The organism is Streptomyces sp. NPDC088915, assembly GCF_044749825.1.
Lineage (GTDB): Bacteria > Actinomycetota > Actinomycetes > Streptomycetales > Streptomycetaceae > Streptomyces.
Window position 1 is genome coordinate 78,306 of sequence record NZ_JBIVIR010000014.1, and the last position, 18,354, is coordinate 96,659.

Annotated in this window: 18 protein-coding genes and 1 other RNA gene; 10 read left to right on the forward strand and 9 right to left on the reverse strand. The window is 75.0% G+C overall.

Annotated elements, in window-relative coordinates; genetic code table 11:
• The first annotated feature begins 5 nt into the window (after window positions 1-5).
• The gene (locus tag ACIP5O_RS24530; protein WP_401296690.1) at window positions 6-836 is read left to right on the forward strand and encodes a glycoside hydrolase domain-containing protein; all 831 of its coding nucleotides are present in this window, start codon (window positions 6-8) and stop codon (window positions 834-836) included.
• An 8-nt stretch (window positions 837-844) separates the two neighbouring features.
• Here ACIP5O_RS24530 and ACIP5O_RS24535 read toward each other — a convergent pair whose 3' ends face one another.
• Genes ACIP5O_RS24535 through ACIP5O_RS24545 form a run of 3 tightly spaced genes read right to left on the reverse strand, consistent with a single transcriptional unit; the run spans window position 845 to window position 3,755 of the window.
• Window positions 845-2,053: a sensor histidine kinase gene (locus ACIP5O_RS24535; protein WP_401296692.1), complete on the reverse strand. Its 1,209-nt coding sequence runs from the start codon at window positions 2,051-2,053 to the stop codon at window positions 845-847.
• A 26-nt stretch (window positions 2,054-2,079) separates the two neighbouring features.
• Window positions 2,080-2,802: an ABC transporter permease gene (locus ACIP5O_RS24540; RefSeq protein ID WP_401296694.1), complete on the reverse strand. Its 723-nt coding sequence runs from the start codon at window positions 2,800-2,802 to the stop codon at window positions 2,080-2,082.
• Window positions 2,799-3,755, reverse strand: coding sequence for an ATP-binding cassette domain-containing protein (locus ACIP5O_RS24545; protein WP_401296696.1), 957 nt, complete (start codon window positions 3,753-3,755; stop codon window positions 2,799-2,801). The genes ACIP5O_RS24540 and ACIP5O_RS24545 overlap by 4 nt, the downstream gene beginning before the upstream one ends.
• Before the next feature lie 234 nt (window positions 3,756-3,989).
• On the opposite strand from ACIP5O_RS24545, the gene ACIP5O_RS24550 reads away from it, so the two are divergent.
• Window positions 3,990-4,844, forward strand: coding sequence for a MaoC/PaaZ C-terminal domain-containing protein (locus ACIP5O_RS24550; protein WP_401296698.1), 855 nt, complete (start codon window positions 3,990-3,992; stop codon window positions 4,842-4,844).
• A 311-nt stretch (window positions 4,845-5,155) separates the two neighbouring features.
• Here ACIP5O_RS24550 and ACIP5O_RS24555 read toward each other — a convergent pair whose 3' ends face one another.
• Window positions 5,156-6,316 carry a hypothetical protein gene (locus ACIP5O_RS24555; RefSeq protein WP_401296700.1) on the reverse strand — a complete coding sequence of 387 codons (1,161 nt, stop codon included), beginning with the start codon at window positions 6,314-6,316 and terminating at the stop codon, window positions 5,156-5,158.
• A gap of 299 nt (window positions 6,317-6,615) precedes the next feature.
• Between ACIP5O_RS24555 and ACIP5O_RS24560 the strand changes: the two genes are divergently transcribed.
• The 4 genes from ACIP5O_RS24560 to ACIP5O_RS24575 are packed head-to-tail and all read left to right on the forward strand — an operon-like array spanning window position 6,616 to window position 10,603.
• On the forward strand, window positions 6,616-7,434 hold the full coding sequence (locus tag ACIP5O_RS24560; RefSeq protein ID WP_401296702.1) for a Nif3-like dinuclear metal center hexameric protein: 819 nt from the start codon (window positions 6,616-6,618) through the stop codon (window positions 7,432-7,434).
• Window positions 7,431-8,174 carry a C4-type zinc ribbon domain-containing protein gene (locus tag ACIP5O_RS24565; RefSeq protein ID WP_356544801.1) on the forward strand — a complete coding sequence of 248 codons (744 nt, stop codon included), beginning with the start codon at window positions 7,431-7,433 and terminating at the stop codon, window positions 8,172-8,174. The genes ACIP5O_RS24560 and ACIP5O_RS24565 overlap by 4 nt, the downstream gene beginning before the upstream one ends.
• Complete coding sequence (locus ACIP5O_RS24570; protein WP_401296704.1) at window positions 8,174-9,688, forward strand: bifunctional RNase H/acid phosphatase; 1,515 nt, start codon at window positions 8,174-8,176, stop codon at window positions 9,686-9,688. Before ACIP5O_RS24565 ends, ACIP5O_RS24570 begins: the two co-directional genes overlap by 1 nt.
• Window positions 9,689-9,745: 57 nt before the next feature.
• Complete coding sequence (locus ACIP5O_RS24575) at window positions 9,746-10,603, forward strand: GNAT family N-acetyltransferase (RefSeq protein ID WP_401296706.1); 858 nt, start codon at window positions 9,746-9,748, stop codon at window positions 10,601-10,603.
• Here ACIP5O_RS24575 and eda read toward each other — a convergent pair.
• Both eda and yaaA read right to left on the reverse strand, forming a co-directional pair.
• A complete protein-coding gene (eda, locus tag ACIP5O_RS24580) occupies window positions 10,590-11,231 on the reverse strand; it encodes a bifunctional 4-hydroxy-2-oxoglutarate aldolase/2-dehydro-3-deoxy-phosphogluconate aldolase (protein WP_401296708.1) in 642 nt (213 codons plus the stop codon). The genes ACIP5O_RS24575 and eda overlap by 14 nt on opposite strands.
• A 63-nt stretch (window positions 11,232-11,294) precedes the next feature.
• Complete coding sequence (gene yaaA / locus ACIP5O_RS24585; RefSeq protein ID WP_401296710.1) at window positions 11,295-12,062, reverse strand: peroxide stress protein YaaA; 768 nt, start codon at window positions 12,060-12,062, stop codon at window positions 11,295-11,297.
• Between the two features lie 346 nt (window positions 12,063-12,408).
• On the opposite strand from yaaA, the gene ACIP5O_RS24590 reads away from it, so the two are divergent.
• Window positions 12,409-13,851 (forward strand): RNB domain-containing ribonuclease, encoded by a 1,443-nt coding sequence (locus ACIP5O_RS24590; RefSeq protein ID WP_401296712.1) that lies wholly within the window; start codon window positions 12,409-12,411, stop codon window positions 13,849-13,851.
• On the opposite strand, the gene ACIP5O_RS24595 is transcribed toward ACIP5O_RS24590, so the two are convergent.
• Both ACIP5O_RS24595 and ACIP5O_RS24600 read right to left on the reverse strand, forming a co-directional pair.
• On the reverse strand, window positions 13,796-14,617 hold the full coding sequence (locus ACIP5O_RS24595; RefSeq protein WP_401296714.1) for a hypothetical protein: 822 nt from the start codon (window positions 14,615-14,617) through the stop codon (window positions 13,796-13,798). The genes ACIP5O_RS24590 and ACIP5O_RS24595 overlap by 56 nt on opposite strands.
• Window positions 14,614-15,417, reverse strand: coding sequence for a MerR family transcriptional regulator (locus tag ACIP5O_RS24600; protein WP_401296716.1), 804 nt, complete (start codon window positions 15,415-15,417; stop codon window positions 14,614-14,616). The genes ACIP5O_RS24595 and ACIP5O_RS24600 overlap by 4 nt, the downstream gene beginning before the upstream one ends.
• A gap of 78 nt (window positions 15,418-15,495) precedes the next feature.
• Between ACIP5O_RS24600 and rnpB the strand changes: the two genes are divergently transcribed.
• From rnpB to ACIP5O_RS24615, 3 genes are all read left to right on the forward strand, one after another.
• An RNA gene (rnpB, locus tag ACIP5O_RS24605) (RNase P RNA component class A) lies at window positions 15,496-15,894 on the forward strand.
• 228 nt (window positions 15,895-16,122) lie between these two features.
• Window positions 16,123-17,136, forward strand: a complete 1,014-nt coding sequence (locus ACIP5O_RS24610) for a hypothetical protein (protein ID WP_401296718.1) — start codon at window positions 16,123-16,125, stop codon at window positions 17,134-17,136.
• Between the two features lie 62 nt (window positions 17,137-17,198).
• Window positions 17,199-17,522 carry a nuclear transport factor 2 family protein gene (locus tag ACIP5O_RS24615; protein WP_356544396.1) on the forward strand — a complete coding sequence of 108 codons (324 nt, stop codon included), beginning with the start codon at window positions 17,199-17,201 and terminating at the stop codon, window positions 17,520-17,522.
• Between the two features lie 31 nt (window positions 17,523-17,553).
• On the opposite strand, the gene ACIP5O_RS24620 is transcribed toward ACIP5O_RS24615, so the two are convergent.
• Entirely contained in the window at window positions 17,554-18,297 is a 744-nt protein-coding gene (locus ACIP5O_RS24620; protein WP_401296720.1) for an SDR family oxidoreductase, read from the reverse strand.
• Window positions 18,298-18,354 lie beyond the last annotated feature (57 nt).

Sequence of the window (18,354 nt, forward strand, 5' to 3'; positions counted from 1 at the left end):
GGGAAATGCCGAAGCACCGGCTGTCCAGGAAAAGCCGCTACATCGCCCTGGCGACGACCGGCGCCGCCGTCGTCGCCGGTGCCGGGATCGCGGCCCAGACCTCGATGGCCGCCCCCGCGTGGCCCGCGCAGAAGACCTACACCGGCCGGGCGTTCGACGCCTGCACCGCGCCCTCGCTCGCCGCGATGACGGCCTGGAAGAAGGACGCCTACTACGGCGGCGTCGCCGTCTACATCGGCGGCAAGAACCGCGGCTGCGCCCAGCCCAACCTCACCAAGCCCTGGGTGAAGTCGGTCGACGCGCTCGGCTGGCGGATCATCCCCCTGTACGTCGGCGCCCAGCCGCCCTGCCAGAAGAGCCTCAACAAGGAGCGGTTCACCGCGGCCACCGCCGCCTCGGTCGGGGCCGCCAACGCCAACGACGCGGTCGCCAGGGCCGCGGCGCTCGGCATGAAGCCCGGCAGCCCGATCTACCTCAACATGGAGTCGTACGACATCGCCGACAAGGCCTGCAACGACGCCACCCTCGCCTACGTGCGCTCCTTCACCAAGACCCTGCGCGCCAAGACCTACCGCGCCGGCCTCTACGGCTTCAGCACCTCCAGCGCCAAGGCGATCGCCACCGCCAAGGACCGCACCGACCTGCCGGGCAACCTCTGGTACGCCCTGTGGAACGGCCAGGAGACCACCACCAAGGACTGGCCCTGGGACCCGAAGCTGTACACCGACCACAGCCGCGGCCACCAGTACAAGGCCAACAGCAAGGAGACCCGCGGCGGTCACACCATCAACGTCGACCGCAATGCCTGGGACGCCCCGGTCGCCATCGTCGGCTGACCGGCCCGTCAGCAGCGGTCGATCCGTGCTCCTTCGGGTCCGGCCCCCGCTCCGGGTCCGGCTCCCGGCCCGGTGGCCTCCACGGGGAGTTCCGCGACGACCCTGAACCCGCCGCCCGGGGCCGGTCCCGACTCCAGCGTGCCCCCCGCCGCCGCGAGCCGCTCGCGCAGGCCGCGCAGCCCGCTGCCGGGGCCGTCCGGTCCCGGCGCGGCGGCCCCCGGCCCGGGGGCCCCGTCGCCCCGGCCGTCGTCGGTGACCGTCAGACGGGCCCGGCCGGCCGCCGGGCCGGAGACCTCGACGACGCAGCGGGACGCCCCGCTGTGCCGCACCGCGTTCGTCACCGACTCCCGCACCACCCAGCCGAACAGCGCCTCCGCCGCCGGTTCCAGGAGCGGCCCCGAGCGGCGCACGACCGGCTCGATGCCCGCCGAGGAGAGCGCGTCGCGCGCCCGGTCCAGCTCGGCCGCCAGACTCCCCTCCCGGTAGCCGGTCACCGCCTCCCGGATCTCGGTCAGCGCCTGTCTGCCCACCGACTCGATGTCCGCGACCTGCGCCAGGGCCGCGTCCAGGTCGCGCGGGGCGAGTCGCCGCGCGGCCTCCGACTTCACCACGATCACCGAGAGCGTGTGGCCCAGGAGGTCGTGGAGGTCGCGCGAGAACCGCAGCCGCTCCTTCTCCACCGCCGTCCGCGCCAGCTCCTCCCGGGTCGCCCGGAGCTCCCGGACCGTCTCGTTCAGGGCGAGGATCGCCGCTGTCACCATCACCGAGATGAACGTCCCGTACACGACCCCGAACGAGTCCCAGCCGTCCCGCCAGAACGTCACCGCCCCCACCCCGGCGACCAGCGGGAAGGTGATCCGGGGCAGCAGCCTCCCGCGCCGCACCACCGCCCCCACCGCCAGGCCCAGGAGCGGGAAGAGCAGCAGCCACTCCCGGCCGTAGCCGATCGCGAGCCCGAAGGTGAGCGCCGCGAGCGCGCCGAGCAGCCACCAGGTCAGCGGCGCCTCCCGGACGCGCGGGTCGAAGGCGCGCAGGACGATCGCGATGTACAGGGAGTTGAAGGCGAGCAGGCCCAGGCCGCCGATCCACGGGTTCGGGGCCTCGCCGCCGAGCAGGTGCGAGAGCGCGCCCAGGCCCATGAGGAGCCAGGGGAGCAGGCTGAGCCCGCTCGGCCCCCGCTCCCGCAGCCGTTCCCTGCGCCGCCGCCAGATCTCCATGGTCCTCTCCCCGACTCCCGCGTCCGTCACGCCGTCCGTGCCGAACGACGGTACGAGACCGCCGCGTACGCGCCGAACAGTGCCGCCCACCCGGCGAGCACCGCCAGGGCCGCCGCCCCCGGCGCCCGCCCGTCCGTCACCGCCACGCCCAGCTCCGTGAACCGGTTCGTCGGGGTGTACTCCGAGAGCGTCCGGAGCCAGTCGGGGAAGAGCGCGACCGGGAACCACAGGCCGCCGGCGACCGCGAGCCCCAGGTTGCAGGCGACGTTCACGGCGCCGGTGGTCTGGGCCGTGAGCCGGTAGCCGTTGCCGATGCCGAGCAGCGTGAAGGGGAGCGAGCCGAGCCACAGCGTGACGGCGACGGCCGCCCACTGCCAGGCCGCCATCCGCACCCCGTTGGCGAGGCCGCCCGCGAGCAGTACGCCCGTGAGGGCGGGCAGGACGACCACCGAACCGGTCAGGGCCCGGCCCGTCACCACCTGCCGGGGCGTCATCGGGGTGATCCTCAACTGCCGCAGCCAGCCGGTGGACTTGTCCTCGGCGACCCCGGTGCCGAGCGAGAGCGCGGCGCCCAGCGCCCCGTACGCCGCCATGCCGACCATCGAGGCCGTCCGGTACGCGCTGTCGTTCGCGCCGCCGAGGTTGGTGAAGAGGAGGTACATCATCACCGGAATGCCGACCGTCGAGATCGCGAATCCGGTGTCGCGCAGGGTGCGGCGCACTTCGAGGCGTACGTACGCGGTGATCATCGGGTCGTCTCCAGGGTCGTGAGCGGCTCGGGGGCGGAGGACTTGCGGGTGAGGGCGAGGAAGGTGTCGTTCAGGGAGGCCGGGGCGACCTCCAGGCCCCGGATCGCGTCCCGCTCCGCCAGGGCCCGGACCGTCGCGTCGGAGTCGGCGGTGCGGAGCCGGGCGCGGTCGCCCCGGATCTCGTACGAGGTCACGCCGGGCAGCGCGTCGAGCCAGGCGGCCGGGCCGCCGGCCAGGTCGAAGGAGACCAGGCCGCCGCCGACCGCCCGCTTGAGCTGCTCGCTGGTGCCGTCGGCGGCGACCCGTCCGGCGTCGAGGACGACGATCCGGTCCGCGTACGCGTCGGCCTCCTCCAGGTAGTGGGTGGAGAACAGGACGGTGTTGCCCCGGCGCGCGTAGCCGCGCATCGCGTCCCAGAACTCCTGCCGGGCCTCGACGTCGAGGGCGGCCGTCGGCTCGTCCAGGACGATCAGCTCCGGGTTCCCTGCGAGGGCGACGGCGAACCGGACCCGCTGGACCTGGCCGCCGGAGAGCCGGTCCACGCGGCGGTCGGCGAGGCCGGTCAGACCGGCGAGCGCCAGGGCCTCCGCGACCGGCATCGGGGCCGGGTAGGTGCGGGCGACGAAGCCGACCAGCTCGCGGACCGTGACCCGGGGGACCGGCCGGCCCTCCTGGAGCATCGCCCCGACCCGGCCGGCCGCGACGGCCCGGGCCGGCGGCCCGCCGAAGAGCTCGACCCGGCCGTCGTCGGGCTCGTCGAGGCCGAGGAGCAGGCCGATGGCGGTGGACTTGCCCGCGCCGTTGCGCCCGAGCAGCGCCACGGTCTCGCCCCGCCGCACGGCGAGGTCGAGCCCGTCGGCGGCGCGGACGGCGCCGTACGCCCTGGTCACGGCCCGGAAGGCGATCGCGGGCGCTCCGGTCGGATCGTTCTTCTCCTGCTCCTGCTGCTTCATGACCACGACGTTACGGAGAGTGAGGGGCATCCCGGTAGGCCGTTATGTACGCGTCCGACGGTGACAAATGTCCTGGGGGTCGATCCCGTAAGGGTCCTGACGTGCCGTCGGCGAGGGTTCCCAAGCCCTGCCGCCTCGGCTATACAGGAGGGCCACCGAACTGGAACGCGTTCTACGTCGATCGCGTGCGAGCCGACCGCGTTCCGGGGCGACCCCGTGAGGAGCAGCAGCCCGATGCCCATCGACGCAGCCAAGGCCGTCGCCGCCGAACCCCGCAGCACCGAGATCACCTGGGACCACAAGGACGTCCAGCTCTACCACCTCGGCCTCGGCGCGGGCACGCCCGCCACCGACCCCGCCGAACTCCGCTACACCCTGGAGTCCCGGCTGCACGTCCTGCCCAGCTTCGCCACCGTCGCGGGCGGCGGCATGGGGATCGTCGACGGGCTCTCCGCCCCCGGCGTCGACGTCGACCTCATGAGCGTCCTGCACGGCGCCCAGTCGCTCACCCTCCACCGTCCCCTCCCCACCGGCGGGCGCGCCGTCTCCACCTCCCGCGTCGCCGCCGTCCACGACAAGGGCAAGGCCGCCGTCCTCGTCCTGCGCTCCGAGACCGCCGACGCCGACGGCCCGCTGTGGACGAGCGACGCCCAGATCTTCGTGCGCGGCGAGGGTGGCTGGGGCGGCGACCGGGGCCCCTCCGACCGGCTCGCCCCGCCCGACCGCGCGCCCGACCGGACCGTGGAGCGGCACGTGCGCGAGGAACAGGCCCTGCTCTACCGCCTCTCCGGCGACTGGAACCCCCTGCACGCCGACCCGGAGTTCGCGGCCCTCGCCGGATTCGACCGGCCCGTCCTGCACGGGCTCTGCACCTACGGGATGACCCTCAAGGCCGTCGTGGACACCCTGCTCGACGGGGACGTCACCCGCGTCCGCGCCTACCGCACCCGTTTCGCGGGGGTCGTCTTCCCCGGCGAGACCCTGCGCGTCCGGATGTGGACCGTGGAGGGCGGCACCCAGGCGACGGTCACGGCGGCGGAGCGCGACGACGCCCCCGTACTCGCCGACACCTTCGTGGAACACGCGTAGGGCCTGTCCGGCGGATCATGGCCCAGGGCGGCCGGGAACGCACGCGTACGGCGGCCGGGAACGCGGAAGGGCCCCGGGGTCTCCCCCGGGGCCCTCTCCTTCATCGCACGCGCCCGGTCAACCGGACGCCCCGGTCACTGGGCGTCGGGTTCGCGGCGGTGACGGCCGTGCGGGGAGGACGAGGAGTCCTCCGCCGGCGAGGCCTCACCACGATGCCGCCCGGAGCCGTGCGACTCCGTACCCTCCGTGCTCGCTTCCGACATGCTGCAACTCACCCCGTAGAAATCGTTCCTGCCGTGCGGCCCGAGATTCTAGCCAGCGGGCCGCCGGTCCGTGAGGGGAGCCTGCTGGAGCGGTACGGGACGGCACACCCGGGGCTCCTCGGGGACCGTCACCGGCTCCGGCTCCGGCACGGGATCCGGCTCGGGCGGCGGCTCCAGGGCCGCGAGCCCGCACGGCGTCCCCGGCGTCGCGTACGGCAGCCGCAGCACGCCCCCGGCCGTCCACAGGCCCGCGCCCGCCAGCCAGCCCCGGGGGGCCGCCAACTGGTCCATCCGGCGGGACGAGGGCCGCCAGGTCCCCACCCAGCTCCCGGCCGCCGCGTCGATCCGCAGCGCCACCGCGCAGTTCTCCGGCACGAGCACCTGCCGCGGCTGCACGGCGAACGGCGTCACCGCCGCGTCGTCGAGCCGCAGGCAGTCCGGGAAGCGCACCGGGAGCAGGCTGCCGAGGACGCCCCAGCCGAGCCGGTCGTGGCCCGGCGACGGCGCGTCGGAGCGGATCAGGAGCAGTCCGCTGTCCGGGTCCGCGAGCAGCAGTCGGTCGTCGCTCTCCTCGGTGATCTGGAGCAGCGGCGTCACCTCGCCGCCCCGCTCCAGGTCGACGGCGACCGCCTTCACGGGCCCGTCGCCGAGCCGCCGGTCCAGGGCGAGCATCCGGCCGGTGCGGTCCAGCCACACCCCGCCCGAGCAGCGGCCCCGGACCTCCGCCACCTGCTCGGGGCCGAACGCCCCGCCCGCCACCAGCCACAGCGTCGTGGTCCCGGGGCCGACGCACATCGCGTACGCGCAGATGCCGTCCGGCGAGGGCGGGAGCAGCACGAGCCCCTCGGAGCCGGGCGCGTCCACCGAGCCGAGCCGGAACTCCCCGGTGGCCGGGCCGGTGGGGTAGAGCAGGGAGAAGGAGTGCCGCCGCCCGTCCACGCGGCGGCAGACGAGGACCCGGCCGTCCGCGAGGGGCAGGAGCTGGGCGCCCGGGTCCTCCGGCTGGTCGAGCGGGAGCGGCACGGCGTACGGCTCCGGGCCGTCGAGGGTCCACCTCTCCACGTACAGGGCGTCCCCGGCGCCCGCGAGCCTGGCCGCGTACGCGCCGTTCGCCGTGGTCGTGAACCCCGTCGGCCGGCCGGTGCCCCCGCCGTACTTCCCTTCGCGGTCGTCGTCCTCGGCCGTCGTCTCGATGGCACACGCTGTCATCGACTCGTCACCTCCGGCGACGAAGCTAGTTTTCGCACTTCCAGCCGAACAACACGAGCCCGCTCACTTCACACATAAGGGTGGCCGTCCGGCGGTTCTGCTGAGCGGGGGAGGGCGGGTGTGCTGGAGTGACCGGCGGTGACCCGGGTAAGGGGAGCCTAAGTGGAGTCGACGGCTCCGGTGGTGGGGACGACCAGGGGCGGTATTGCGGACGGGGCTGTCCACAGGGGCTTGGAGCCTGGGCGGGGTTATCCACAGGCCAGGGCGGTGGAGCGCGCGGGACAGGTAGCCTTTCCTCCGTGCCCCGTCTGTCTGAAGTCATCGCCGAGCTCGACGCCCTCTGGCCGCCCGACCGGGCCGAGCAGTGGGACGCCGTCGGCACCGTGTGCGGCGACCCCGACGCCCGGGTCGGCCGCGTCCTCTTCGCCGTCGACCCCGTCCAGGAGATCGTCGACGAGGCCGTCTCCCTCGGCGCCGACCTGATCGTCACTCACCACCCGCTCTACCTGCGCGGTACGACGACGGTCGCGGCCGGCCACTTCAAGGGCCGCGTCGTGCACGACCTCATCAAGAACGACATCGCCCTCCACGTCGCGCACACCAACGCCGACACCGCCGACCCCGGCGTCTCCGACGCCCTCGCCGGCGCCCTCGACCTGCGCGTCACCGGCCCGCTCGTCCCCGAGAACGGCCTCGGCCGGATCTGCGAGCTCGACCACCCCGAGACCCTCGCCGAGTTCGCCGCCCGCGCCGCCGCGCGGCTGCCCGCCACCGCACAGGGCGTCCGCGTCGCCGGCGACCCCGGCATGACCGTCCGCCGCGTCGCCGTCAGCGGCGGCTCCGGCGACAGCCTCTTCGACGCCGTGCGCGCCGCGGGCGTGGACGCCTTCCTCACCTCCGACCTGCGCCACCACCCCGTCTCCGAGGCCACCCAGCGGACCCCGCTGGGCCTGGTCGACGCCGCCCACTGGGCCACCGAGTGGCCCTGGTGCGAGCAGGCCGCCGCGCAGCTCGACGCGATCTCCGACCGTCACGGCTGGGACCTCCGCGTCCACGTCTCGAAGACGGTCACCGACCCCTGGTCCTCCCACCACACCTCTCCTGGAGCCCCCAACTGAACGCCGCGCCCGCCGACCAGATCCGCCTCCTCGACGTCCAGGCCCTGGACACCCGCCTCCAGCAGCTCGCCCACAAGCGCCGCTCGCTGCCCGAGCACGCCGAGATCGAGGCGCTCACCAAGGACCTCACCCAGCTGCGCGACCTGCTCGTCGCCGCGCAGACCGAGGAGAGCGACTGCGGCCGCGAGCAGACCAAGGCCGAGCAGGACGTCGACCAGGTCCGCCAGCGCGCCGCGCGCGACCAGCAGCGCCTCGACTCCGGCGCCGTCTCCTCCCCGAAGGACCTGGAGAACCTCCAGCGCGAGATCGTCTCCCTCGCCAAGCGCCAGGGCGACCTGGAGGAGATCGTCCTGGAGGTCATGGAGCGCCGCGAGTCGGTCCAGGAGCGCCTCGCCGAACTGACCGAGCGCGTCTCCGCCGTCCAGGCCAAGACCGACGACGCCACCGCCCGCCGCGACGCCGCCCAGGCCGAGCTGGACGCCGAGGCCGCCTCCGTCACCAAGGAGCGCGAGCTCGTCGCGGGCTCCGTCCCGGCCGACCTGCTCAAGCTGTACGAGAAGCTGCGCGAGCAGCAGGGCGGCGTGGGCGCGGCCCGCCTGTACCAGCGCAAGTGCGAGGGCTGCCACATCGAGCTCAACATCACCGAGCTCAACGAGGTCCGCGCCGCCGCCAAGGACGCGGTCGTCCGGTGCGAGAACTGCCGCCGGATCCTCGTCCGCACCTCGGAGTCCGGCCTGTAATGACCTCCGCGCGCGAGCTCGTCGTCGAGGCGGACGGAGGCTCCCGGGGCAACCCGGGACCCGCCGGGTACGGGGCGGTGGTCCTGGACGCGGCGACGGGCGAGACGCTCGCCGAGGCCGCCGAGTACATCGGTGTGGCGACGAACAACGTCGCCGAGTACAAGGGCCTGGTCGCGGGCCTCAAGGTCGCCCGGGAGCTCTTCCCGGACGCCACCGTCCACGTCCGCATGGACTCCAAGCTGGTCGTCGAGCAGATGTCCGGCCGCTGGAAGATCAAGCACCCGGACATGAAGCCGCTCGCGGCCGAGGCCGGCCGGGTCTTCCCGGCGGGCCGCGTCCGCTACGAGTGGATCCCGCGCGAGCGGAACAAGCACGCGGACCGGCTGGCGAACGAGGCGATGGACGCGGGGAAGCTCGGCCGCCAGTGGGAGCCCTCCGGCTCCACGGCGTCCCTCGACGCCTCCGCCGCCCGCAACGCCGCCGCCCCACCGCCGTCGGGCCCGCCGGGCGACGCGCGGGCGGGCGCCGCGCGGGCGAGGGCGGCACTGTCGACGACCGCCGCCGGTACGAGTGCGGGTACGCGTACGAGTACGGGTACGTCTGCGGGCACGAGCACGGGTACGGGCGCCTGGCCGGCCACGGACGACGGCCTGTTCGCCGCCGAAGAGGCCACGGCGACCTCGTCCGCCACCGAAGGAGTCACCGAGACCTCGGCCACCGTCGAAGAGGTCACGGCGACCTCGCCCACCGCCGAAGAAGCCACCGCGACCTCCTCCACCCCGGTCGCCTCGGGCGACTTCGAGGCCGAGGCGGGCGCCCTGGCGCCGACGGGGCACGCATCCGGCACCGCCTCCCCGGCCCCTGCACAGGGCTGGACCGCCCCCGACATGGGAGCGCCCGCGACCTTCGTGCTGCTGCGGCACGGGGAGACGGCGCTCACGCCCGAGAAGCGGTTCTCCGGGAGCGGCGGGACCGACCCCGAGCTGTCGGCGGCCGGGCTGCGGCAGGCCGAGGCCGTGGCCGCCGCGCTCGCCGCCCGGGGCACGATCCAGGAGATCGTCAGCTCGCCCCTGACCCGCTGCCGCCAGACCGCCGCCGCCGTCGCCGCCCGCCTCGGACTCGGCGTGCAGGTCGAACAGGGCCTGCGGGAGACCGACTTCGGTGCCTGGGAGGGGCTGACCTTCGGCGAGGTCCGCGAGCGGTACCCCGAGGACCTCGACGCCTGGCTCGTCTCCCCGAAGGCCGCGCCGACCGGCGGCGGCGAGAGCTTCGCGACCGTCGCCCGGCGCGTCGCCGCGGCCCGGGACCGGCTGACCGCCGCCCACGCGGGCCGCACGGTCCTCCTCGTCACCCACGTCACGCCGATCAAGACCCTGGTCCGGCTCGCCCTCGGCGCCCCGCCGGAGTCCCTGTTCCGCATGGAGCTGTCGGCCGCCTCGATCTCGGCCGTCGCCTACTACGCCGACGGCAACGCCTCCGTGCGCCTCCTCAACGACACCTCGCACCTCAGGTAGGGCGGTGGTGGAAAACGGGTGGCGGGGAGACCCGCCCCCGTACCATCATCACCGCCCATGACCTGGCACTTCACCGAGGATCCCGCCGTCTTCCGTGCGGCCGTCGGCGCCCTGCTGTCCGCCGAGCCCGCCCGCAACACCGGCCTGCTCACGCTCATGGACACCGCCGGGCGGCTCGGCTGGTGGACCGAGCCCGACGGACGGGTCACCGGGGTGCTCGTGGTGGCCGCGCCGGGGCAGCCGACCTTCGGGACGGTGACGCCGGAGGCGGCCCGCGCGCTCGCCTCCCTGCCGGGCCCCTTCGGGGACGAAGGGGTGACCGTCCTGCGGGGCGAGACGGCGGCCGTCGAGGCGTTCGCGGAGGCCACCGGACGCCCCTGGACCGCCACGGCCCGGATGCGGCTCTTCCGGCTCGGGACGCTCACCCCGCCGGACCCCGCCCCCGCCGGACGCGCCCGCGTCGCCACTGCGGCCGACGTACCCCTCGCCGCCGCCTGGGCGCGGGAGTTCGTCCGGGACATCGGCGAGGAGCCGGGGGAGGACTACACCGATTACGTCACGGAGCGGATCTCCGACGGCCGCCTGCTCCTCTGGGAAGAGGACGAGCGGGAAGGGGACGAGCGGGAAGGGGGCGAGCGGGAAGGGGGCGGCGGACGGTCCGTCTCCATGGCCTGCTTCTCGCCCGTCGCCGAGGGCCAGTCCCGCGTCCACTTCGTCTACACCCCGCCCGCCGCCCGCGGACGCGGGTACGCCGCCGGGGTCACCACCGCCGCCACCCGCGCCGCCCGGGACGCCGGGGCCGCGCAGGTCCTGCTCTTCACGGACCTGGCCAACCCCACCAGCAACGCCCTGTACCAGCGGCTCGGCTACCGCCCGGTGACCGACCACCTGACCGTCGCGTTCACCGGCCGCTGACGGGCGTCCGCAGCGCCGCCGCCTCGCGCGCGAGGGACTCGACCCGGGCCCAGTCGCGGGCCGCGAGGGCGTCGGGCGGCAGCATCCACGTACCGCCGACGCAGCCGACGTTCGGCAGGGCGAGGTAGGCGGGGGCGGAGGCGAGGGAGACGCCGCCGGTCGGGCAGAAGCGGGCCTGCGGGAGCGGGCCCGCGAGGGACTTCAGGTACGGTACGCCGCCCGCCGCCTCCGCCGGGAAGAACTTCATGGCGTCCACGCCCTGTTCGAGCAGCGCCACGACCTCCGAGACCGTCGAGACCCCCGGCAGGAAGGGCACGCCCGACTCCCGCATCGCGCCGAGCAGCCGCCCGGTCCAGCCGGGGCTGACCAGGAACCGGGCCCCGGCGCCGACCGCGTCCGCGACCCCGGCCGCCGAGACGACGGTCCCGGCGCCGACGACCGCCTCCGGCACCCCGTCCGCGATGGCCCGCACGGCGTCGAGCGCGGCCGGGGTGCGCAGGGTGACCTCGACCAGCGGCAGCCCACCGGCCACCAGGGCGCGGGCCAGGGGGACCGCGTCGGCGGCGTCCTCGATCACCACCACGGGGACGACGGGGGCTTCCGGGGCAAGGTCGAACACGCTCGTCATGGCCTCATCCTGACGAGGACGAGCGCCACCCGCAACGAGCATTGCGCAGGGCGCAACGGCCTCTTAGTGGATCTCGTCCACCAGGACGTCCAGCGCCCCCGCCCTGCCGCCCTCCTCCACCACGTACCGCAGGTCCCGCAGCGCCTCCACGAGCTCCGCCGGGGTCGCCGGCTCCGCGCCCGCCTCCAGGAGGCTCCGGACGATCCGGCCCTTCGTCGCCTTGTTGAAGTGGCTGACCACCTTCCGGGTCGGCGCGTGCAGCACCCGTACCGTCGCCGTCCGCGCCGCCACCTCCCCCTTCGGCCGCCACGCCGTCGCGTACGCCGACGAGCGCAGGTCCAGGACGAGGCCGTCCCCGGCCGCCTCGGGAAGCACGGAGGCCATCGGACCCCGCCAGTACGCGCCGAGCGCGCCGAGGCCCGGCAGCTTGATCCCCATCGAGCAGCGGTACGACGGGATGCGGTCGGTCACCTTCACGGCGCCCCACAGGCCGGAGAAGACCAGGAGCGCGTCCCCGGCCCGCTCCCGGGCCGCCGCGTCCAGGGTCGCCAGGCCGAGCGCGTCGTACAGGACGCCGGTGTAGACCTCCCCGGCCGGACGCGCGCCGGCCGTCCGCAGCTCGGCGTTCTTCGCGACCTCGCCGCGCAGCCCCTCGCTCAGGCCGAGCACCTCGCGGGCCTTCTCCTCGTCGGCGGCGCACAGCTCGACCAGCTCGTCCAGGACCGCCGCCCGCGCCTCCGCGAGCCCCGGCAGGGACAGCGACTCCGGCTTGAGGGGCGCCCCGCTCCCCGACGGAGCCTTGCCTTCGGAGGGCGGCAGCAGCACGAGCACGGTGGTTCTCCTTCGTACGGACGGGGGTGGGGGTGCGGCCCCGGCGGCCCAGCCTACAAAGCGCGTCCGATGCGCAGAGCGCCGCCGACCTACGGAGCCGCCCCGACATGACGAAGCCCCCCGACACGACGGCCCTCCCGACATGACGGCCCCCCGACATGACGAAGCCCCCCGACACGACGGCCCTCCCGACATGACGGCCCCCCGACATGACGGCCCCCCGACATGACGAAGCCCCCCGACACGACGGCCCTCCCGACATGACGGCCCCCCGACATGACGAAGCCCCCCGACATGACGAAGCCCCCGACATGACGGACCCGCCCCCGCCCCCTACGCTCGGTCCATGCCCCGCCGCCCCATACACGTGACCGGCCCAGCCGAGGCTCCGCTGCGGGCCGCCCTGCGCGCACTCCGGACCGAACTCGCGGTCCCCGAGGCCTTTCCGCCCGCCGTCCTCGCCGAGGCCGAGGCCGCCGCGAAGGCGCCCCGGCTCCCGGCGCACGACGCCACCGACCTGCCCTTCTTCACCGTCGACCCGCCCACCTCCACCGACCTCGACCAGGCCGTGCACCTGGCCCGCAGGGCCGACGGCGGCTACCGCGTCCACTACGCCATCGCCGACGTCGCCGCCTTCGTCGCGCCCGGCTCCGCGCTCGACGCCGAGGCGCACCGCCGGGTCCTCACCCTCTACTTCCCCGACGGGAAGGTCCCCCTCCACCCCGCCGTCCTCTCCGAGGGCGCCGCCAGCCTCCTCCCCGGCGAGCCCCGCCCCGCCGTGCTGTGGCGGATCGACCTCGACGCCGAGGGGCGCAGGGTCGCCACCGACGTCCGCCGCGCCCTCGTCCGCAGCCGCGCCAAACTCGACTACGCGGGCGTGCAGCGGCAGATCGACTCCGGCACCGCCGAGGAGCCCGTCGCCCTGCTCCGCGAGATCGGGCGCCTGCGCGAGAACATCGAGATCGAGCGCGGCGGGATCTCCCTCGACGTCCCCGAGCAGGAGATCGTCGAGCGCGACCACGGCTACGACCTCGTCTACCGGGCCCCGCTCCCCTCCGAGAGCTGGAACGCGCAGATCTCCCTGCTCACCGGCATGGCCGCCGCCGACCTCATGACCGCCGCCGGCACCGGCATCCTGCGCACCCTCCCCACCGCGCCCGACGGCGCCGTGGCCCAACTGCGCCGCTCCGCGCAGGCCCTCGGCGTCGAGTGGCCGCACCACGTCCCGTACGCCGACGTCGTCCGCTCCGCCGACCCCTCGAACCCGCGCCACGCCGCCTTCCTCCAGGAGTGCACCACCCTCCTGCGCGGCGCCGGGTACACCGTCTTCACCGACGGCCACGTCCCGGTCCCGGCCGTGCACGCCGCCGTCGCCGACGAGTACACCCACTGCACCGCCCCGCTGCGCCGGCTCGTCGACCGGTACGCGAGCGAGCTGTGCGTGGCGGCGGTCGCCGGGGACGAGCCGCCCGAGTGGGTGCGGGCCGCCCTGCCCGCGCTCCCCGACGAGATGGCCACGGGCTCGCGCCGCGCCGGCGCCGTCGAGCGCGAGAGCGTCGACATCGTCGAGGCGGCGCTCCTGAAGGACCGGGTCGGGGAGCTCTTCGACGCGTACGTGATCGACGTCAAGGAGCGCGAGCCGTCCACCGGCACCGTCCACCTGGACGACCCGGCGGTGGTCGCCCGGATCGCGGGCGGCGAGTCCGCGCTGCCGCTGGGGGAGTGGCTGCGGGTCAGGCTCGCGGAGGCGGACCCGGGGCGGGCGAAGGTGCTGTTCGCGCCCGCGTGAGGGCTCCGTACAGGGCTTGCGGGTCGTCGGCGTGGACCCTGACGACCCGTACGGGCCGGGGCGCGCCGAACAGCCGGGGCGCGTCGACCGGCCCGGTCAGCTCGACGGTGACGGAGGTCTGCGCGCCGACGGCGAGGTTCAGTTCGCCGTCGGCCCTCTCGTGGGAGAACAGCGTCTCCCGCCGGACGGACGCGATCCGGTCGAGCGGGATCCGCAGGTCGACGTGGGCGGCCTGCCGCAGCCGCAGGACGCCCCCGGCGAGGACGTGCGGGCGGGTCGCGGAGGCGGCGTGCAGGCCGAGGACGAAGAGCACGGTGTAGACGTCCAGGACGAGGACGATCCCGTGGACGAGGGGCCACCGGGCGAGCAGGTACGACAGGCCGACGGTCTCGACCACGCAGACGAAGGCGAAGCCGTACATCAGCGCCGCCTGGTCGCGGGCGTGCGGGAACACCCCGTCCGCGCCGGCGGTCCCGTGCGGCCGGCGCGCCACCCACCGCCCCAGGCTCGCGAACAGCCGCAGCTCGTGCCCGAGGAGCCGCAGCACGGGCGCGGGCACCAGCTCGGCCACGGCCTCCCGCCGCGCGAGCCCGCGCCGCCGCAGCCGCAGGTAGGCGAGGGCTTCGGCGAGGAGAAGTACGCAGACGAGGGCCTCGGCGACGCCGAGAACGACACCGGGGAGGGGCGCGCCCCCGGCGAGACGGACGACGAGGACGACTTCGAGGGGAAGAAGGACCCAGGAGAGGCGTCGAAGGAACACCGTCACGAGGCCCCCTCCTGCCGCTCCTGCACGAGCCGTATCGCGAGGCGTACGGCCGCCTCCTGGGCGGGGGCGAGGTCCGCGAAGACGGCGTCGGCGAGGAGGACCCCGGGCAGGCGCCCGCCCACGGCCCGCTCCGGCGGCCCGGCCCGCTCCGGCGGCCCGGCTCCCTCCGGCAGCCCGGCCCCGGCCGCGTCCGGCAGGCAGTCGGCGAGCACCCGGGCGGCCCCCTCCACGCGGGGATCGTCCGGCGCGGCGTCCTCCAGGGCGTCGAAGAGCGCGTACACCTCGTGCGCGGACGAGGCCGCCCCGCGCAGGGTCTCCATCAGGCGCGCCCGGTCCTCCGCCGGTACGACGGCGTCGAGCAGGGCGAGGACCTCCCGGTCCTTCGCGGCCATGGGGGAGGCGGGCAGCTCGCCCAGGCCCGCCAGGAGCGCGGCGAACTCCGGCGAGACGGGCCCGTCGGCGGGCAGCCGCCCGGCCCGCGCCTCGGCGAGCAGGACGGCGAGCCGCTCCCGCCGCTCCCGCAGGACGGCCTCCTGCCGGGCGAGGTCGTCGGCCAGCTCCTGGAGGACCTCCACGAGCCCGCGCCCCTCGTCGCCCGCGAGCACGTCCCGCACCTCGTCGAGGCCGAGCCCCAGCTCGGTCAGGCGCCGGATCCGGGCGAGCAGGACGGCGTCCCGGACGCCGTACTCCCGGTACCCGTTGGCCCGTCGCGGGGGCTCGGGCAGCAGCCCGGACTGGTGGTAGTGCCGCACGGCCCGGGGGGTGACCCCGACCAGGGCGGCGATCTCGCCGATGCGCATGGGGCCAGTAGAAACCCTGACGCTGCGGCAGGGTCAAGCGCGGGCCGGTGCGGCGGGTAGCATGGTCGGCACGGCAGACGAGCCGGGCGGGCGGCCGCGTGGGGATCTCCGGATCCTCCCGAGGAACGTCCGGGCTCCACAGAGCAGGGTGGTGGCTAACGGCCACCCGGGGTGACCCGCGGGACAGTGCCACAGAAAACAGACCGCCGGGGACCTCGGTCCTCGGTAAGGGTGAAACGGTGGTGTAAGAGACCACCAGCGCCTGAGGTGACTCAGGCGGCTAGGTAAACCCCACTCGGAGCAAGGTCAAGAGGGGACGCTCCGGCGTCCCTGCGCGGATGTTCGAGGGCTGCTCGCCCGAGTCCGCGGGTAGACCGCAGGAGGCCGGCGGCAACGCCGGTCCTAGATGGATGGCCGTCACCCCGACGACCGCGAGGTCCCGGGGCACAGAACCCGGCGTACAGCCCGACTCGTCTGCCGGCCTTCGTGAGGAGGGCCCCGGCCCGGGTGTCAACCCCCGGGCCGGGGCCCTCTCGCGTACGCCCGCCCGCACCCCGACCCCGATCCCGGCCGTCACGGCTCGGGTCCGGAGGGTCCGGCGGCACGGCCGCCTCCCGCAAGGACCGCGACGCCTTCCGCGCCACCGACGAGGCCGGTGACCGGTCCCGAACAGATCTCGAACGAACCTTCGGTTAAGGTGCGCGGATGATATTCGGACGCAAGTCGTTCCCGGCCGCGGTGGAGGCCTTCGAGACGGCCGTACGGGCCCGGGACGCGGATGCCGCGGAGCGGGCCTTCGGGCGGTTGACGGACACGGTGGGCAGGGCCCGGGACGCGGAGCTGCACGCGGCGGGCCCGCGCCTCGCGTCCTTCCTCGGCGAGGTCCCGCCCGGCCCCCGCGCCACGGTCGCCGTCCTGGTCGGGGCCTGTGTCGAGCGGGGAGCCGATCCGGTCGCCTGCGCGCCCGCCGTCTTCGCGGGCGCGCGGGACGCGTTCGAGCGGGCGGCCGACTTCTGCGCGTCCTGGAAGGAGGCCGGCCGCGGCGAGCTGCCGTCCCACGAGGGCGAGGCCCTGGAGGAGGCCGACTTCGAACGGATCGGCTTCGAGCCGGTGACGGCCTGGCAGTCGCTCCCGCGGTTCGAGATGGCGTGCGTGGCGATGCTCAACTCCCCGGCCGTACGCCGGACCGCCCCCGGCAGGGTCGAGTTGCGGGACGCCGTGGCGCGCGTCGCCGAGCTGTCGGACGAACCGTTCCAGTGCCTCGTCTACGCCCTCGCCGTCCTCGACGACGAGCCGTTCGTCGCGATCGACCGCGCCACCGGCGCCGGTTTCGCCCTGCGCGCCTCCGGCATCGGCGACAACTTCCAGCTCCACACGCTCCTCGCCGACGTCCTGATCGGCGGCGGGCACCTGCCGGGCACGGCGCCCTCGCCCGAGGCCGTCGCGATGTGCCGGGACCGGCCCGGGCAGACGTCCACCACCGGCTCCTTCAACCTGGTCGGCGCGGACGGCGAGTGGATCTGGAACGAGGGGAGCCCCGCCGACGTCCCGGTCGTGGACGGCGTGCGCCTCGTGGTCCTCGACCCGCCTCCGTACGAGCGGAGCTGGTCCGCCGGCAGGTTCTTCCCCGGCATGACCGGCGAGCTGGTCCTGGAGCGCGTCCTGGCCGCCGAGGAGAGCCGGGCCCTGCTCGCCCAGGTGGCCCAGCCCGGTCGCTGACACGCCGGGGCGTGCGGCCCGGTTCCGGTGGAAGGGCGGGGCGGGCGGTGTACCGGTAGGGCATGACCATTCCCGCGGAGCAGCTCTCCGACCCGGCCGTGCGCGCCTTCGTCGCGGCCCTCAACGCCAACGACCAGGAGGCCTTCCGGGCGGCCCTCGCGCCCGGTGCCACCATGTCCGACGACGGTACCGACCGGGACCTCGACGAGTGGACCGAGAAGGAGGTCTTCTCCTCGCGCGGCCACATGGAGGTCGAGTCCCAGAAGGCCGACGGGCGCGACCTCGTCGCCCGCTACCGCAACGACACCTGGGGCGAGATGCGGACCCGCTGGCGGTTCACCGTCGAGGACGGGAAGGTCGCCCGGTTCGAGACCGGGCAGGCGTAGGCAGGAGCGGGGCCGTGCGCCGGCCGGGGGATCAGCCCCGGCCGACGTACGGCATCGCCGTCGCCATCACCGTCGCGAACTGCACGTTCGCCTCCAGCGGCAGGCCCGCCATGTGCACCACCGTCGCCGCCACGTCCGCCGCGTCCATCACCGGCTCCGGGGCCAGCCGGCCGTCCGCCTGGAGGATGCCGGTCTGCATGCGGGCCGTCATGTCGGTGGCCGCGTTGCCGATGTCGAGCTGGCCGCAGGCGATCCGGTACGGACGCCCGTCCAGGGACAGGGACTTCGTCAGGCCCGTCACCGCGTGCTTCGTCGCCGTGTACGCGATCGAGTGCGGGCGCGGCACGTGGGCCGAGATCGAGCCGTTGTTGATGATCCGGCCGCCCTGCGGCTCCTGCTCCTTCATGGCGCGGAAGGCCGCCTGGGCGCACAGGAACGCGCCCGTCAGGTTGACGTCGACGACCGCCCGCCAGGTCGCCGGGTCCAGGTCCTCGACCGGGGTCCCGCCGCCCGCGAACGTACCGGCGTTGTTGAAGAGCAGGTCCACGCGCCCGTAGCGGTCCCGTACCGAGGAGAAGAGGGCCGCGACCCGCGTCTCCGACGTCACGTCCGTCGGGACGCACAGGAAGTCCCCGTCCGGGGCGAGTGCCGCCGTCTCCTCCAGGGGCTCCGCCCGGCGGCCCGCGAGCGCCACCGACCAGCCCGCCGCCGCGAGCGCGAGGGCCACGCTCCGGCCGATGCCCGAACCCGCTCCCGTCACCACTGCGATGCTCATGGGCGCGCAGCGTACGCGAGACGCGTGCCCCGTGAACTCATCCGTCCGACACGTGGA